This window comes from Nocardia sp. NBC_01503 (genome assembly GCF_036327755.1).
Lineage (GTDB): Bacteria > Actinomycetota > Actinomycetes > Mycobacteriales > Mycobacteriaceae > Nocardia.
This window is the reverse complement of record NZ_CP109596.1, coordinates 7,086,817-7,102,459: the sequence shown is the minus strand read 5'-3', so window position 1 is coordinate 7,102,459 and position 15,643 is coordinate 7,086,817. Positions and strand designations below refer to the sequence as shown.

Below are 15,643 nucleotides of genomic sequence, written 5' to 3'. Positions count from 1 at the left end.
AATCGCCGTCCGACTTGGCGCTCGAAAAGGCGGGTGTCAATGGATCGCGCCCGGTACGCGAAGGGTGGTACGGCGGCGGCGACCGGCCGTACCACCCATCCCCGGTCCCCCCGGGTTCATGGATGCGCGCTCAGTGCGTGAGCGCACCCGCCGGTGCGAGCGGCAGCACCAGGCTGGACGGCCACACCGAATTGCGCTGCAACTGCTGCGAAGTGCCCAGCAGGCGCGGCAGATCCGTCGGAATCGGCATGGTCGAGGGGAAGGTGCCGGTCGAAATGCGCAGGCGCAGGGCGTGACCCGGCTCCAGCCGGTAGAAGGTGGGGCGCAGCTTGATATCCACCTTCACCACCTCACCGGGCGTGAGCAACCGCTGATTCTCCTGGAGCAGGGCGTGCTCGGGGGCGTACACGGTGCCGTCCGGAGTGCGCCAGGTCTTGTCCTCGCTCAGCGTGCGCTGACTCGCCAATTGCGAACCGCCGGTGATATTCACGGCCGAGCCGTCCGGCGCCACATCGTCCAGCCACACCTGGAAGGCCGCATCGGTGCCGGTGGAGGAGGCGTACAGGCCCACACTCGACGGTCCGGCCAGCACGGTCGGCTCGGTCACCGGATCGCCGGTGTACCTCAGGCCCGCCGTCGGCTCCAGCGCCTGCTCCGTGCAGGGGTTGTAGGCGGTGAAGACGCGGAAGACGAAGTCGAGCAGACCCGCGGTGTACTGGCCCAAACTCTGCCTGTTGCACAGATTGTCGATACCGGAGTAGTCCAGCCGATCGGCGGCATCGGTCACCGTCGGGGGCTGCGCGGTGAGTCGATTGCCATCGAAGAAGCGCTGTACCACGGTGGTCTGCTCGAACGGATACCGCGCGGCATCGGCGGCATTATTGCCCGGATCGATGACGTGCAGCGGCTTATCGGTATTCTCGACGCCGTTCGGAATATCCTTGAGCCAGCGGTCGAACCAGGCCAGGGTGATCATATCGGTGTCCAGTCGCGAACCCGGGCCGACGCCCAATCCCACGTGATACCAAGGGCCCATGAGCAATTGGTAACGCCCGTCGGACCTCTGATCGCCCGCCATCGGCGCGAACTGATCGCGTCCGGCCGAAAGATTCTGCAGCTGAGCGTAATTGCGGAACGGACCCTCCTGATACAGGTCCCACAGCCCGCCCACCTGGTACATGGCGATGCCGTTGTCGACGAGATTGTGCAGGTCGGTCTCGAAGCGGCGCTCCTGCCACCACGAGGTGTCATAGGCCAAAGGCCCGCCCGCGTACGCCTCCAACAGCAGTTTGATGGTGGAGTCCGAGGACACCAGCGCCTGAATATGATCCACCAGCGATTTCACGAAGGTCTGCGGTGACACCACCGCGGTCATGAACGGGCCCATCAGGCTCAGATACGGCACCATGAGCGAGATCGCGGTGAGCAGGATCGGGCTCATCATACCGTCGTGGCCGAGTACCTCATTGAAGATATTGTTCGGCATCGCCATGGGCACAATGGCTTTCAACGGCGAATCGGGGCCGACCGCCTCGGCCGTGCGCAGTGCGCTCAGGGCCGGGAACGAATACCCGTACATGCCGACCTTGCCATTGGAGCCCGGTAGCCCGGCCGCCCAATCCACCAGCTGCACACCGTCGATCCCGTCCTGGCGGGACGCGGGATTCCACGCCCCCGTGGAGCCGCCGGTGCCGCGCACATCCGCGATCACCTCGATATAGCCGTGCCGCACCAGCATGTCCTGCGCACTGGTGGCCTGATTGATCACGCGCCGAACGTCTTTGATCTGATCCGGCAACTGGAGGTGCAGTTCGTCGATGACACTGGTCAGCACCGCGGTGAGGGCACTGGTGACCGCGCCGTAGGTGGTGAAGTTGACCACCACCGGGAAGGGTCCGGTCGCGCGCTGTCCGGTCGCCGGATCGGTCGGGTACCGCACCTCGGCCTGCAATTGGGTGCCATCGGAGAGCGGAACCACGTGTCCGAGTTCATAACTCACGCCGTACGGAGCGGGCGTCGCCGCGTAGTCGGCGGGCAGCCCGAAGTTCACCGGCGCGGTCGGCACCGGCCCGGTGGTGGGCACCGCCCCCGCGAAGGTGGAGCTGGATACGGTCATGGCGAGCGCGGAGAATCCCGCGACCGCGAGGGGGGCCAGACGGCACCGGCGGGGCGGCCGTGACTTGCTGCTCAACGATCTACCTTCTGCGGATGGTCAAAAGGCCGTCGGGCATCTCGCCCCGCGACCTCGTCGTCGGACTTCAGCACACCGCACAAGCCCCACCCGCGACCACCGCCAATCCCCAAGACTCCGGCCCGGCTCCTTGTGCACTCGACCAAGGTCGAGTTACGGGGCGAAGGCGGCGGATTCGAGGCGGCGGGCAATGCGGGCCGCGGACAGCGTCATGGCATCGATGGGTCGGTGCGGGTCCAGACCGGTGAGTTCGTGGATGCGGGCCAGGCGGTAGGTGACCGTATTGCGGTGGATGTTCAACAGGCGGGCCGTCGCCAACTGGTTGAAGCCGCTGTCCACGAAGACCGCCAAGGTCTCCGCCAGTAGCGGCTGCGGGTCGAGTGGGAGCAGTACCGCGGCCAGGCCCGCGCGGGCGGAACCGCCCGCCGCGACGGTGTACTCGAACATGAGATCGGCGCGGCGGCAGAGCATTTGCGGGCGCTCCAGGCAGCGGCCCAATTCGGCGAGCATGCGGGCCTCGGCGAAGAGCGCGGGGACTTCGGCGCGCGCGGAGGCGACCGCGACGCCGACCCAGAACGGCGCTGGTTTGTTTGCGCATGCGGGCGAATCGGAGTGCGGGGCGGCCTGATTGGTGTCCGAGGCGGATCGAGCGGTCACGGTGCCGGGTTGCCGGGTTTCGCGCTGGTCGGCATGGGCCGGTTGCAGGCGGGCGGTGAGGGCCGCGGTGGTGGCGGTGCCGTCATCGCCAGGGTGCAGGGGTAGTAGCGCGGTCCAGCCGCCACTGTCCAGGCGGAGGAACACCCCGGGGATGGCCTCGATCCGGTGGCGCAGATCGCCGGTGTCGGCGATACGCGCCGAACTCAGGCGGAAGACCGCGATGACGAAGGCATCCGGGACCGCGATCGCGGGTTCGTCGGCCCATTCGATCGGATCACGCCCGGTGAGCAAGGCGTCGGCGATCGCGCGTCGGCGTTCGAGGAGTTCCCAGCGCGGGTCGTGCGCGCGATGCACGCACGCGGTGGCGATGCGGGCGGTCAATACGGTGATGTAGTGCAGGAGCGGGAGTGTGGCGTCGGCGAGGAGTTCGCGTTCGGACTCATCGGCGGTGGCACGAATATGCGACCAGATGAACTCCGCGGCGATGCGATAGCGCCCCAGCACCTCTTCCAGGGGTTCGCCGTCCCGGACCCGGCCCAGGGCGATCTCCACCACCTCGCGGGTCTCCTCCTCGCCCGGGGTGATTCCGGTGCGCAGGAATTCGAAGAACAGGTCCACATTGAGTTTGCTACCGCGCTCGAACCCGCTGGCTACCAAGGGGTGCGGCAGTGTTCGATACGGCGGTATCGCGGCGGGGAATTCCTCCCGCACCGCGACCGCGCGCCGGTACAGCTGTTCCAGCGCCCGGTCCCTGTTCAACGCTCGCATAACTCCCCTATTACCCGTACAGCGAGTCGATAGTAGCCGCGTATGCGATAGCTATCGGTTTGCGCCTCAATTTTCCGGTCGCGGTGAGGCAATCGCTGCCCGGCAACCACACATCGGGCAGCACCGCGAACTTCTTGATCTGCTCCACCCGGGAGAGCTTGGCGTTCGCCGCGTCGACGCCCTCCCGCAACGACTTCAGCACGACCGGGTCCCGGGCCAGACCGGCAATGCTTCGATCCGATAGCTGATGCCGTTCGGCGAAGGCGGCCGCCAGTTCCGGATCCAGGCAGATGAGCGCGGTGTTGTAGGCGCGGGCCTCGCCGATCACCGCGACCGCGCCCGCGAGCGGGGTGTTCTCGGTGATGGTGTTCTCGATATTGGTCGGCGACATATTCTTGCCCGCCGCGTTGATGATGAGTTCCTTCTTGCGGTCGACGATCTTCAGGAAGCCCTCGGCGTCGAGTTCGCCGATATCGCCGGTGTGCAGCCAGCCGTCCGCGTCGACGGTCTCGGCGGTCTTGTCCGGAGCGTTGCGATAGCCGCGCATGACCATGCGGCCGCGTACCAGCACCTCACCGTCCTGCGCGATCTTCACCTCCGCACCGGGTAGTGCGGTGCCGACGGTGCCGATCTTGATGCGCTGGGGACGCCCCACGGTCGCGCCCGCGGTGCATTCGGTCATGCCGTACCCCTCGCACAACGGCAGACCGAGACCCAGGAAGAACTCATGCGTATCCGGCGGAATGGGCGCGGAGCCGGTGACGGCGACACGAACCTTGTCCAGCCCCAGGCGTTCTCGCACCGTGGCCAGTACCAGGCGATCGGCCAGGCGATACTGGACGGTGTCGAACAGGCCCTGCGCGCGGCCGTCCGATACCGCGCGGGCGCGCGCCCGGCCGGTGCGAATCGCCCAGTCCACCAGTGCGCGGCGCACCGGACTCGGCTCGGCGGCGAAGCGATCCTCCAGGGCCGCTTTGACTTTCACCCACACCCGGGGAACACCCAGGAACACCGACGGATGCACCTCCGCCAGCGCCTCGGCGACCTGCTTGAGATCCGGGCAGGTGGTGATCTGCGCACCCCTGGTCATCGAGAGATAGTGCGCGAACCAGCGATTGGCCGCGTGCGCGTCCGGCAGGTACGAGACAACCTTGTCCTCGGGCCCGCCGCCGCCGAATTCATCGACCACGCGAGCGTTTTCGATGAAATTGGTATGGGTGAGTTCGACACCCTTGGGCGGTCCTGTGGTGCCGGAGGTGTACACGATGGTGAGCAGATCCTCGGGATCCACCGCGCGCCAGGACTTCTCGAAATCGAACTCCGGATCCGGGTCGCCCTCCACCGCGGTCAGCGCCAGAGTGCCAGCCGGCGCGTCATCCACGCAGATCACCTGCTCGACCGTAATGCCCTGTGCCGCGGCCTTCTCCACCGCCGCCAGGATCTGCGGTGCGAACTGGCGTTCACAGATCACGGCCTTGTTGCCCGCATTGCCGAACTGGTAGACCAGCAGATCCACCGGATTGGTGTTGTACACCGAGAACGGCGTCGCGCCGGTGTGCAGGATCGCGGTATCGCAGAGGTGGAACTCCGGGCGATTGGTGAGCATGATCGCCACCGTGTCCCCGTGCCCGATCCCCAGCTTGGCCAGGCCCGCGGCAATGGACCGCACCCGCTCACCGTATTCGCGCCAGGTGATGCTCTGCGCACCGCCGAGGGTGCGCAGCGCGACCCAATCGGGATAGGCCGCGACATTGGCCTGGAACGCCTCACACAGCGTGCGCGGCTGCACCGCCGACACCTTTGATGAACTCACGACCTACCTCTGACTCGCATTGTCGAGAGCGCTACCGCCCCCCAGGTGGCATCCAGCACACCGCACAAAGCCGGGTCCATACCAGTGGCAATCAAGCAGATATGCGATGACCGGTTTGTGCAAACTCACAAATGCCGGTCGTGACAACTGATTTAGTGAGGTGGGGTAACTCCTGGGGCACTCCCGGAATCGGGTGACATGGGAACGTTACTACGCGTACGAGACGGAGTACGGCTCCCAAGTTGGGCGCCAAAGTCTCGGGGAGGCGGTACCGTTTGGAACTAGCCAACAGGACCGCCGGACCCCGACCGGGCCGTCCGATCGGGTAGCGGTGCGGCTGTACGAGGAGCCCGCAGTGATCACCCCTACCGTCAACGGAGTACAGGACTACATCAGCGCCGAGGAAGTCGAGTACATCGACATCCGCTTCTGCGATGTTCCCGGTGTACAACAGCATTTCTCCATTCCCGCCAGTATGTTCGGGGCCGAACTGGTCGATGAGGGCGTCGCCTTCGACGGCTCATCGGTGCGCGGCTTCCAGGCCATCCACGAATCCGACATGCTCTTGCTACCGGATCTGCGTACCGCGCAACTGGATTCGTTCCGCCGAGCCAAGACGCTCAATATCAATTGTTTCGTCCATGATCCGCATACGCGGCAGGCGTACAGCCGCGATCCCCGGAATGTGGCGCGCAAGGCCGAGGATTATCTGCGCAGCACCGGCATCGCCGATACCGCGTACTTCGGGCCCGAGGCCGAGTTCTACATCTTCGATTCGGTGCGCTACGCCACCACCATGAATGGCGCGTTCTACGAGGTGGATTCGGTCTCGGCGAGCTGGAATACCGGGGCGAAGGTCAATCCGGACGGCAGTCTGAACCGCGGTTACAAGGTGCGCCCCAAGGGCGGTTACTTCCCCGTCGCACCCTATGATGCCGACGTCGACCTGCGAGATCGTATGTGCACCAACCTGATGCACGCCGGATTCGATCTGGAGAAGGGGCATCATGAGGTCGGCACCGCCGGACAGGCGGAGATCAACTATCGCTTCAATACGTTGCTGGCCGCCGCCGACGATCTACAGCTGTACAAGTACATCATCAAGAACACCGCCTGGGAGAACGGAAAAACCGTCACCTTCATGCCCAAACCGCTCTTCGGTGACAACGGCTCGGGCATGCATGTGCACCAATCCCTGTGGAAGGAGGGCACACCGCTGTTCTACGACGAGTCGGGTTATGCGGGTCTCTCCGATCTGGCTCGCCATTACATCGGCGGTCTGCTGCACCACGCGCCCTCGCTGCTGGCCTGGACAAACCCCACCGTGAACTCGTACAAACGCCTGGTTCCGGGCTATGAGGCACCCGTGAATCTGGTCTACAGCCAGCGCAATCGCTCAGCGGCCGTGCGCATTCCGGTCACCGGCGCGAGCGCACCCGCCAAACGCCTGGAATTCCGTTGCCCGGACTCCTCCGGCAACCCGTACCTGTCCTTCGCGGCCATGATGATGGCGGGCCTGGACGGCATCATGAACAAAATCGAACCCGCCCTCCCCATCGACAAGGATCTCTACGAGTTGACACCCGAGGAGTCCGCCGAGGTAACCCAGACCCCCGCCAGCCTCGCCGCGGTGATCGACCGTCTCGAAGCCGACCACGAATACCTCACGCACGGCGGCGTATTCACCGAAGACCTCATCGAAACCTGGATCCGCATCAAACGCGACAATGAGATCGCCGAGATAAACGTCCGCCCGCACCCGTACGAATTCGACCTCTACTTCGACGTGTGAGAAGGGCGCGCAGCGGTTGCGGCCCCGCACGGCTTTACCTGACGCGTAATCGCTTCCGCGCGCCGCAGCGAAGAAGCTTGATGCATGAGCGAATACGAGAACATCGCACAGCGGTACATCGACAGCTGGAACGAGAAGGAGGCCGGTAAGCGCCGGGCCCTCATCGAGGATCTCTACGCCCCCGACGTGATCTTCACCGACCCGCTGGTCGAACTCAACGGCACCGACGCCGTCGCCGAGATGGTCGCCGGCGCCCAGGAACAGTTCGCCGGACTGGAATTCGGCCTCGGCCCCGTCGACGGACACCACGATATCGCCCGATTCACCTGGACGCTGAACGCGCCCGGCGCCGACGAGCCGATCGTCGTCGGATTCGATGTGATCACCATCGCCGACGGAAAGATCCAGCGCGTGCACGGATTCCTGGACAAGGTGCCCGGCTGAGTGTTGAGTATGCGGTGGTGCGGGCGCGAATCGTGGCCGCACCACCGGATATTCGGTTGTGAGCCCGATCAGGGGGTGGTGCCGTCGGCGTAAGCGCGGCGGAAGCTGTTGTGGGGGAACGTAGTTGAGCGGTGGGGGAGGAGCAGTCCCGGCGACCGATGAAGGTCGCCGGGTGGCCGGTCATGCCCGCCCCCGCCAAACTATGACGTTTCCCTCACTGCCCGCGCGAGTCCGGTGGCGCGCCATACGATCCGGGCCTGAAGAAGGCGGGAAGGCGAAGAGGCCATGGATCGAAATGCGTTCGTCGAAGTGATGAACGAGGCGAGCGGCATGCTGGAGTCCGGACGTGCGACCGAAGCGCTCGCCAGACTGACGGCGTTCGACGACGCGCTGCTGAGCCCACCGGACCCCAAGGACTACGGCTGGGTCGTGTCCTACACCTTCCGATCCGCGTTCGCCGCGGGCGAATTCGAGCAGGCGCTGCGCATCGCCGAGAGCGGTCCGGCCCGCTTCCCGGCCGATATCCCGCCCGCCACCCTCGCCACCATGTACTCCATGGCCGTGGAGGCAGCCACCCAACTCGGCCGCCCCGAGAGCGCCGTCACCATGGCGGACCGCTGCATCGACATCCGCCGCAGCCACGGTGACCACGGCGAAGTCCTGATGGCCGCCATGACCGCCTGCACCCTGCTCGGCGATATCGAAAGACATGACCTGGCAAGCCGCTACGCGCAGCTGCTCATCGCCGAGGGCGACGGCGAACACCGTGCCTACGGCTACTACGCCGTATGCGCCGCCATCGAACACGGCGTCGGCGGACACCTCATCGACACCCTGCGCGCGGGCCGTGACTGGTTGCGGTCGCACGACAACGAATTCGCCCGCGAGGCGCTGCAGTACCTCGACAGCTCACCCGCTGTCGCCAACGGTGCCCCGCCGTCCGGCCTCCCCCAGATGGGTGTGGACGCCTTCCCACCGCCCCCCGGCTTTGCCCCGATCGGCTCGGACGCCTTGCCGCCTTCGGGCCAGGATCCGTTCGGCGCGCCGCCCGTGGGTCAGGACCCCTTCGCGCAACCTCCGCTGGGGCCCGATGCGTTCGCTCCGCCGCTGCCTGGTCAGGGACCGATCGATCTGCCGCCTCCGGTCAACGGAAACTCCTTGCCGCAGGCCCCCTTCGGTGGCGATCCGCTGGGGCCCGACACGTTCGCTCCGCCGCTGCCCGAGCCGGTGCTGATCGATCTGCCGCCGCTCGGCCCGCCCCTCGGTGAGGTGGCGCAGACCGAATTGCTGAGCGTCTCCGGGAACGGCATCGAATCGATCACCGGCCCGAAACAGCCACCGGCGGACCAACTCGCGGGTGGTGAGACCGCCGACGCGCTCCTCGAGGCGCAGCGGCCGGGCATCGCCGCCGCCGCGTACCGCGCGCTGATCGACGATGCCCTCGCCACCGGCAATCCGGATCCGCTGATCGTGGGCAAGGCCGTACTCGGCATGCTCATGGCACTGATCTTCGACAATCGGGTCGGCGAGGCGCACGCGGTGTGGATCGACGAGCAGGGCCCGACCTACCTCGGCGTCTGGGCGCTGGAGAACGGTCAGACCTCCGTACACGACGCCATGGCCTACAACCTGGTCGCCGCATTCCTGCACTCGCTCAGCACCGGTGACCCCAATGCCGCCAACCACGCCGTCGACACCCTCATGGGCCGCTGCGTGAACTGGGCCTTCGGCACCGACCCGCAGGTCGTGCCCGCCATGCTCAACACCTGGCGCCGGCACCTCTACGAAATCCACGAGGGCGAACCCGCCCCCGAGTACCGCTGGGAACTCGGCCAGGCCGAACAGCGCTGGGGCGGACCACTGCCCGAGTCCGGCCTCTACTGGATGCGCCCCTACCCCTGGGTCGTCGACTGGCTGTGATTCGCGGGAGTGCCGATCGCTAGGCTGCCGGTATGGCAACCGAGATCTGGCACAACCCGAAGTGCTCGAAGAGCCGTACCGCGAAGGCGACGCTCGACGAAGCCGGTGTCGAATACGTCGAGCGCCGCTATCTCGACAACCCGCCGACCGCCGCCGAAATCCGCACGGTACTCGGCAAACTCGGTATGGAGCCGTGGGATATCACCCGTACGGCCGAGCCCGAAGCCAAGGAGCTGGGGGTCTCGGCGTGGGGCCGAACCACTGCCGACCGCGATCGCTGGATCGACGCCCTCGCAACGCATCCGCGCTTGATCCAGCGTCCCATCGTCCTCACCGATGACGGCCGTGCGTTCGTCGCCCGCGACGACGACACCCTCGAAGCGCTGCGCTGAACAAACCCCACCCCGACCCGAGTTCTAGGTGGGGTTGTTCGTTCGGGCGTCAGGAGAGTTCGAAGACCGGGAATCCCGGTGCGATGGCGACCAATTCGGCGTCGGTGGAGTTCTTGTCGAGGCCTTCGAAGAAGCGGCCCACTTCCCAGCCCCAGCGGTCGAGGTAGGCGCGCAGGATCGGGAGTTTGTCGGCGTCGGGCAGTTCGCGGGCGGTGAAGAGTTCGGCCTTGCGGCCCAGGCGCAGCTCGCCGACGGGGGTGACCCGCAGATTCTTGACCCACTGGGTGTGTCCGCGCGGGGCCACCAGGTAGCGGGTTCCCTCGACGGTCAGCAGGTTGACCATGGTGGTGCGCCATTCCCCGCTCTTGCGGCCCCGCACGGCGAGCAGGCGCGATCCGGCGACGCTGATGCCGAGTTTGGGCAGGGTGTTGAAGATGCGGTTCATGATCGGATCCAGGCCGCTGGGGCCGATGTACCGGGTGGCGAGGTCGTTCATCGTGAGCTCCCCTTCTCGTTTCGAGAGCGGCGCTCTCTGATGTGATCAGTGTGCGCGCACGGTGACGGACTTGTCAAGAGCGGTGCTCTCATTTGATTCGTGTGCTCCGAACCGTGGCACACTGTTCGCATGAGCGTTCCTCGCACTGCCCGTGAACGGGCCCGCGCCGAGATCACCCGCGAGATCACCGACGCCGCACGTCGTCAGCTCGCCGAATCCGGCGCCGCGGCACTCTCACTGCGCGCCATCGCACGCGAGCTCGGTATGGTCTCCTCGGCGCTGTACCGGTACTTTCCGAGCCGCGACGACCTGCTCACCGCGCTGATCATCGAGGCGTACAACGCGATCGGCGAGGCGGTCGAGGAGGCGGTGGCCACCGGTGATACCCCGCGGGCGCGCTGGCGGGCGGCGGCAGCGGCGGTGCGGCACTGGGCGATCGGGCATCCGCACGAGTACACGCTGCTCTATGGGTCGCCGGTGCCGGGATATCAGGCACCGCAGGACACGATCGGGCCCGCGTCGCGGGTACCGATCGCGGCGCTCGGAATCGTCGTGAAGGCGTGGGAGAGTGGGGAACTCGCCGCCGGTGCGGGTGGTATGTCCGATGAACTGACCGCGCAGTCGACCGAGATCGCCACGCAGATCGCGCCCGGACTGCCGCCGGAGTACGTCGCGCGCACCGTCGTGGCATGGACGCAGCTGTACGGTGCGGTGACCTTCGAATTGACCGGCCAGTTGGTCGGCAGTATGGATCCGGCCGGGCCGTTCTTCGAATACGCCGTGGAGGTAATGGCAGACCTCATCGGCCTGCCCGGCTGATTCGCCCGGCAGTCAGCGGGTGCCGGGGTGAATCTCGGCCTGCTCCAACGGGAATGGCGGCGTGCCGATTCCTACTATCCGCAGGTTGCCCCACGGATCACGCTCCTGGAGCACCCCGCGCGCGGGTGTGCCACCGGGCAGGGTGAGGAAGACCTGCCCGCGCCCGGGATCGGGCAAATCGCTGCCCTCCGGCGCGGAAACCCGGCCATACCAGTGAAAATTGCCGTCTATCGGGTCCACGTGGCCGTTCAGGCTCACCGTCACCGCGAGTTCGGTGCCCGGCGCGTCCAATAGCGCCGGGCCCGAATACTCCGGTGCGGGTACGGGATTCGGGTAGTCCGCCTCCTCGGTCACCGCCCGCCGCGAGCGCCTCACAGCAGCCCCCTGCGCTGCCAGATGCGCTTACCGATCGGCCCGATCAAGCCCTGTTTGTCCAGGAACGCACCGAGATTCGCGGCCCCGATACCGAGCGCCCGCCGGGCCTGCGGATTGGCGCGCGCCATCCGCCGGGCCGCGCGGCCGTCCTCGACTCCGGCTCGGGCGTACATATGCCAGTTCGTCATCAGGTGTACGAACAGCGGCGCGGCGATCGCCACGCACAGTCTGGTGTACGCGCGCTCCGCGGCGGACATCTCGGGAACCCTGCGCGCCAAGGCATCTCGCGCGAATCCGATATGCCGCGCCTCCTCGGTCACGTGAATCCGCATGGCCCGCGCCACTACCGGCTGCAACTGCGGATCGTCCAGGGTCTGACGCTGGATGGCGTCGAAGATCTCCTCGCCCACCAGCGCGCCGACCCAGACCATCGAACCCCGCAGGAACAGTTGCAGGGCGCTGATGGTCAGTCGCTCATAGCGATTGGGCCAGTACGGTCGCGCCTCGACCTTGTCGATGAGCTTGCCGAACATCATCATGTGCCGGCATTCATCGCCCATCTCGGTGAGCGTGTAGTGCGAGTGCCGGGTGGTCGGATCGCCATTCATGAGCTCGCGCAACAGCAGCCGATTCAGCAGGTTCTCGAACCAGATGCCGACCGAGAGCACATTCGCCAGCTCCTGGCGGGAGAGTTCGCGGCGCTGTTCGTGATCCATGGCCTCCCACAACGGCGTGCCGTACAGGGAGACGACCTCGGCGGGCAGGAAGAGCTTGTGCGGGTCCAGGGGAGCGTCCCAGTCGATATCGACGACCGGGTCGTAGAACTTCTTCACATGCCCGGTGAGCAAACGCTGGGCGAAGGAATCGCGGGGGAGCAGTGTGTTCTCGGCGGCGGCGCTGGCGTCGTTGCTCATGGCAGCATCCTGACTCGAATTACTGGTACACGCTGTTACACTCAGATTAGTGGTACATGGTGTATCGGTCAATAAGCGGGTGGGTATCGTGAAGCGGGTGACCGGAACCAGCACGCACTCGACCTCGACGGCCACCGATGGCCGCAGTACCCGCTGGAACGGACATAAAGCCCGCCGACGCGCAGATATGCTCGACGCCGCACTGACCGTCATCGAGGCCAATGGCACCGAGATCTCCGTCCAGCAGATCGCCGATCGCCTGAAGGTGCCGCGGCCGGTGGTCTACCGGCACTTCGACGGCCGCGCCGATCTCGACGAGCAAATCCGCCGTCATATTCTGGATTCCCTGCTGGCCGAACTACTTCCGCGCTTGCGGCCGGACGGCACCGTGCGCGATGCGGTGCGCGGTGCGGTCGGCACCTACGTGGGATGGGTTGAGCGGCACCCGAATCTGCATCGCTTCCTGGCCGCCGGGGATCCGCACGGGGGCAGTGGGAGCGCGCTCGCGGGGGCTCGCGATCGCATCGGCGCGCAGTTGGCGGATCTGTTCGCCGATATTCTCGGCGGTTTCGGCCTGGATCCGAATCGCGCCCGCCCCACCGCATTCGGGATGGTGGGCTTCGTCGACGGTGTGGTCAACAGCTGGCGCGCGGATGGCGTGCTCACCTCCGAGCAGGTCGAGGGCATTCTCGCCGAATCGGTGCTGGCGCTGCTGGAGGGCAATGCGCGCAGCCTGGAGGTGCCGATGACCCGCGATACCGTCGTCGCTGATCTGGTGGCGCGCTCGGCCGCCGCGCATACCGGATAATTTTGCCGCCGAGGAAATATTGCCATCCCGGCAAGAATCTGTACGCTGAGTCGAGTGAGCGATGGACTGCGTGCGCGCAAGAAGCGGGAAACCCGGCTCGCGCTGAGCATGGCCGCCATCCAGCTGGCGGTGGAACGCGGCTGGGACAACGTGACGGTGGACGATATCGCCGCCGCCGCCAATGTCTCGGTACGCACCTTCCGCAACTATTTCTCCAGTAAGGCCGAGGCGGTCGCGTCCCGGCATCTGGAGCGCATGGAACAGGTCGCCGAAGAGTTCGCCGCCCGACCGGACGGTGAAACCCTGTGGGAGGCGATGACCGCCGCGGTTCTGGACCGGTTCGCGCTCGGTGAGACCGTCACCGCGGAGACCACTGCCGACCGGCACTGGGTCGACGGCATCCGCATCATGCTCGGCGCACCCGCGGTGCAGGTCGCGATTCTCGAAGCCAACGCGACCGCGCAGCAGACACTTACGGCCGCGGTGGCCGCTCGCACCGGCACCGACGCCAGCCGGGATCTGTATCCGAATCTGGTGGCCGCGGCGGTCTCGGCCGCCATCAGCGCCGCCATCGATCACAGTCAACGCGCCGATCCGGCACAGCCGCTCATGGGGCTGTTGCGCGAAGCGCTCGACCGGCTGGCCACGGGCCTGCCGGTGCCCTAGCCGAAAATCGCTGTCTCTCAGGAGAAGTCATGACCCACGACGTGATCATCGCCGGAGCGGGGCCCGTCGGCCTGATGCTGGCGAGCGAACTCGGCCTGGCGGGTGTCCGCCCGCTGGTGCTCGAACGGCTCGCCGAACCGAGCGATGAGGCCAAAGCCAACGGTCTGGTCGGCCAGGTGGTGCCGATGCTGGATCGGCGCGGCCTGTACCAGCGCCTGGGCGGGCCGCCGGGGCGGCCGCAACCCAACTCCAACTACTTCATGTTCGCCGCTCTCCCTTTGGATTTGAGCCTGCTCGAGCAGAGTCCCGTCTACAACCTCGCGATACCACAACCGGAGATTGTCGCCGCGCTGCGGGACCGGGCGCTCGAACTGGGAGCCGAAATACGCTGGGGCGCCGAGATTACCGGCATCGCACAGGACGATGACGGTGTCACCGTGGAGGTTTCGGCGGCGGAGCGGACCTTGACGCTGCGCACCCGATATCTGATCGGCGCCGACGGCGGGCACAGCCTGGTGCGGAAACAGGCCGGAATCGATTTTCCCGGAGTCAGTTACGACCGCACCACCACCCGCACCGCACACGCCACCATCCCCGCCGATCGGGTGGACCCGGCGACCGGGGTGCTACGGGTACCCGGCTACGGCGAGATCCGCCCCTTCCTGCCCATCCGCACCGACCGTGGTGGCTTGGCCTATGCGCCATTCCCCGGCCGAACGCCCCTGTTCAGCACCACGGAGTGGGATCGGCCGGCGCCGGACGGGCCGATGACCCTGCGGGAGATGCGGGCCAGTATCGAGTACGTGCTCGGCGGCGAGCTCGAGCTCGGTCCCGCGACCGGACCCGGACCGCATGCGCTGCGCCGTCAGCTCGGCGGAAACACCAGGGTCGCGGCGCGATTCCGGGACGGTCGGGTCTTCCTCGCCGGAGACGCCGCCCATGTGCTGGTCTTCGGTGGCGGCCCGGGTTTGAACCTCGGTCTGCAGGACGCGATGAACCTCGGCTGGAAGCTTGCCGCCGAGCTCGAAGGCCGAGCGCCCGAAGGGCTCCTGGACACCTATGACACCGAACGCCGACTTGCCGCCGATCGCGCGGTCATGCAATCGCAGACCCAAGCCGCGCTGCTCGCCCCGGGCGCGGATGTCACCGCCATGCGCGAGGTCTTCGCCGAACTGCTCACCGATCGATCGACGGTGCGGCGGCTCGCCGAGCTGATCTCGGGCGCGGATATTCGCTACGACATGGGAGAGCCCGATCCGCACCCGCTCGTCGGCCGGCCCGCGCCCGACCTCGATCTCCCGCTCGACTCCGGTCCGACCCGGCTGGCCGAATTGACCAGAGCCGCACGGCCTTTACTGCTCGACTTCACCGCGGAGGGAGCGCTCACCACGGCACTGGCGCCGTGGAGCGACCGGGTGGACATCGTCGCGGCGCGGCCGGATGAGCCGCCCGCGACCGCGCTTCTGCTGCGCCCCGACTCCTACGTCGTATGGGCTTGCGACTCGGCCCGACCGAACGCCGCCGAACTGCGGGCGCTGCGCGCGGCTCTGGGGCGCTGGTTCGGCCCGGTGCCGGTGCCGGTGTAGTG

At 66.7% G+C, this 15,643-nt stretch carries 14 protein-coding genes; 8 read left to right on the top strand and 6 right to left on the bottom strand.

Annotated features, from left to right (window positions below):
• Positions 1-130: 130 nt before the first annotated feature.
• The 3 genes from OHB26_RS32560 to OHB26_RS32550 form a co-directional block, all read right to left on the bottom strand.
• The gene (locus OHB26_RS32560; RefSeq protein ID WP_330181084.1) at positions 131-2,191 is read right to left on the bottom strand and encodes a CocE/NonD family hydrolase; all 2,061 of its coding nucleotides are present in this window, start codon (positions 2,189-2,191) and stop codon (positions 131-133) included.
• Positions 2,192-2,344: 153 nt separating this feature from the next.
• A complete protein-coding gene (locus tag OHB26_RS32555) occupies positions 2,345-3,607 on the bottom strand; it encodes a PucR family transcriptional regulator (RefSeq protein ID WP_330181083.1) in 1,263 nt (420 codons plus the stop codon).
• Positions 3,608-3,626: 19 nt separating this feature from the next.
• A complete protein-coding gene (locus OHB26_RS32550; RefSeq protein WP_330181082.1) occupies positions 3,627-5,429 on the bottom strand; it encodes an AMP-dependent synthetase/ligase in 1,803 nt (600 codons plus the stop codon).
• 355 nt (positions 5,430-5,784) lie between these two features.
• On the opposite strand from OHB26_RS32550, the gene glnA reads away from it, so the two are divergent.
• The 4 genes from glnA to OHB26_RS32530 all read left to right on the top strand — a co-directional run bounded on the left by glnA (position 5,785) and on the right by OHB26_RS32530 (position 9,977).
• Positions 5,785-7,221, top strand: a complete 1,437-nt coding sequence (gene glnA / locus OHB26_RS32545) for a type I glutamate--ammonia ligase (protein WP_330181081.1) — start codon at positions 5,785-5,787, stop codon at positions 7,219-7,221.
• A gap of 84 nt (positions 7,222-7,305) precedes the next feature.
• On the top strand, positions 7,306-7,665 hold the full coding sequence (locus OHB26_RS32540) for a nuclear transport factor 2 family protein (RefSeq protein WP_330181080.1): 360 nt from the start codon (positions 7,306-7,308) through the stop codon (positions 7,663-7,665).
• A gap of 285 nt (positions 7,666-7,950) precedes the next feature.
• On the top strand, positions 7,951-9,585 hold the full coding sequence (locus tag OHB26_RS32535; RefSeq protein ID WP_330181079.1) for a hypothetical protein: 1,635 nt from the start codon (positions 7,951-7,953) through the stop codon (positions 9,583-9,585).
• Between the two features lie 32 nt (positions 9,586-9,617).
• Positions 9,618-9,977, top strand: a complete 360-nt coding sequence (locus OHB26_RS32530; protein WP_330181078.1) for an arsenate reductase family protein — start codon at positions 9,618-9,620, stop codon at positions 9,975-9,977.
• A gap of 49 nt (positions 9,978-10,026) precedes the next feature.
• On the opposite strand, the gene OHB26_RS32525 is transcribed toward OHB26_RS32530, so the two are convergent.
• Positions 10,027-10,473 carry a nitroreductase family deazaflavin-dependent oxidoreductase gene (locus OHB26_RS32525; RefSeq protein WP_330181077.1) on the bottom strand — a complete coding sequence of 149 codons (447 nt, stop codon included), beginning with the start codon at positions 10,471-10,473 and terminating at the stop codon, positions 10,027-10,029.
• Positions 10,474-10,602: 129 nt separating this feature from the next.
• Between OHB26_RS32525 and OHB26_RS32520 the strand changes: the two genes are divergently transcribed.
• Positions 10,603-11,292 (top strand): TetR/AcrR family transcriptional regulator, encoded by a 690-nt coding sequence (locus tag OHB26_RS32520; RefSeq protein WP_330181076.1) that lies wholly within the window; start codon positions 10,603-10,605, stop codon positions 11,290-11,292.
• 12 nt (positions 11,293-11,304) lie between these two features.
• Here the strand turns inward: OHB26_RS32520 and OHB26_RS32515 are convergent, their stop codons facing one another.
• On the bottom strand, positions 11,305-11,667 hold the full coding sequence (locus tag OHB26_RS32515) for a DUF4873 domain-containing protein (RefSeq protein WP_330181075.1): 363 nt from the start codon (positions 11,665-11,667) through the stop codon (positions 11,305-11,307).
• Complete coding sequence (locus tag OHB26_RS32510) at positions 11,664-12,581, bottom strand: AurF N-oxygenase family protein (RefSeq protein WP_330181074.1); 918 nt, start codon at positions 12,579-12,581, stop codon at positions 11,664-11,666. The genes OHB26_RS32515 and OHB26_RS32510 overlap by 4 nt, the downstream gene beginning before the upstream one ends.
• A gap of 97 nt (positions 12,582-12,678) precedes the next feature.
• Between OHB26_RS32510 and OHB26_RS32505 the strand changes: the two genes are divergently transcribed.
• Genes OHB26_RS32505 through OHB26_RS32495 form a run of 3 tightly spaced genes read left to right on the top strand, consistent with a single transcriptional unit; the run spans position 12,679 to position 15,641 of the window.
• Positions 12,679-13,389 carry a TetR/AcrR family transcriptional regulator gene (locus OHB26_RS32505; protein ID WP_330181073.1) on the top strand — a complete coding sequence of 237 codons (711 nt, stop codon included), beginning with the start codon at positions 12,679-12,681 and terminating at the stop codon, positions 13,387-13,389.
• A 54-nt stretch (positions 13,390-13,443) separates the two neighbouring features.
• Positions 13,444-14,055, top strand: coding sequence for a TetR/AcrR family transcriptional regulator (locus tag OHB26_RS32500; protein WP_330181072.1), 612 nt, complete (start codon positions 13,444-13,446; stop codon positions 14,053-14,055).
• A 29-nt stretch (positions 14,056-14,084) separates the two neighbouring features.
• Positions 14,085-15,641: an FAD-dependent monooxygenase gene (locus OHB26_RS32495; RefSeq protein ID WP_330181071.1), complete on the top strand. Its 1,557-nt coding sequence runs from the start codon at positions 14,085-14,087 to the stop codon at positions 15,639-15,641.
• Positions 15,642-15,643: the final 2 nt, after the last annotated feature.

What these genes read in the sequence shown, in the direction of transcription:
- OHB26_RS32495 (WP_330181071.1), top strand. Translation starts at nt 14,085, where the DNA reads ATGACCCACGACGTGATCATCGCCGGAGCGGGGCCCGTCGGCCTGATG.
- OHB26_RS32540 (WP_330181080.1), top strand. Translation starts at nt 7,306, where the DNA reads ATGAGCGAATACGAGAACATCGCACAGCGGTACATCGACAGCTGGAAC.
- OHB26_RS32530 (WP_330181078.1), top strand. Translation starts at nt 9,618, where the DNA reads ATGGCAACCGAGATCTGGCACAACCCGAAGTGCTCGAAGAGCCGTACC.
- OHB26_RS32525 (WP_330181077.1), bottom strand. Translation starts at nt 10,473, where the DNA reads ATGAACGACCTCGCCACCCGGTACATCGGCCCCAGCGGCCTGGATCCG.
- OHB26_RS32535 (WP_330181079.1), top strand. Translation starts at nt 7,951, where the DNA reads ATGGATCGAAATGCGTTCGTCGAAGTGATGAACGAGGCGAGCGGCATG.
- OHB26_RS32520 (WP_330181076.1), top strand. Translation starts at nt 10,603, where the DNA reads ATGAGCGTTCCTCGCACTGCCCGTGAACGGGCCCGCGCCGAGATCACC.
- OHB26_RS32510 (WP_330181074.1), bottom strand. Translation starts at nt 12,581, where the DNA reads ATGAGCAACGACGCCAGCGCCGCCGCCGAGAACACACTGCTCCCCCGC.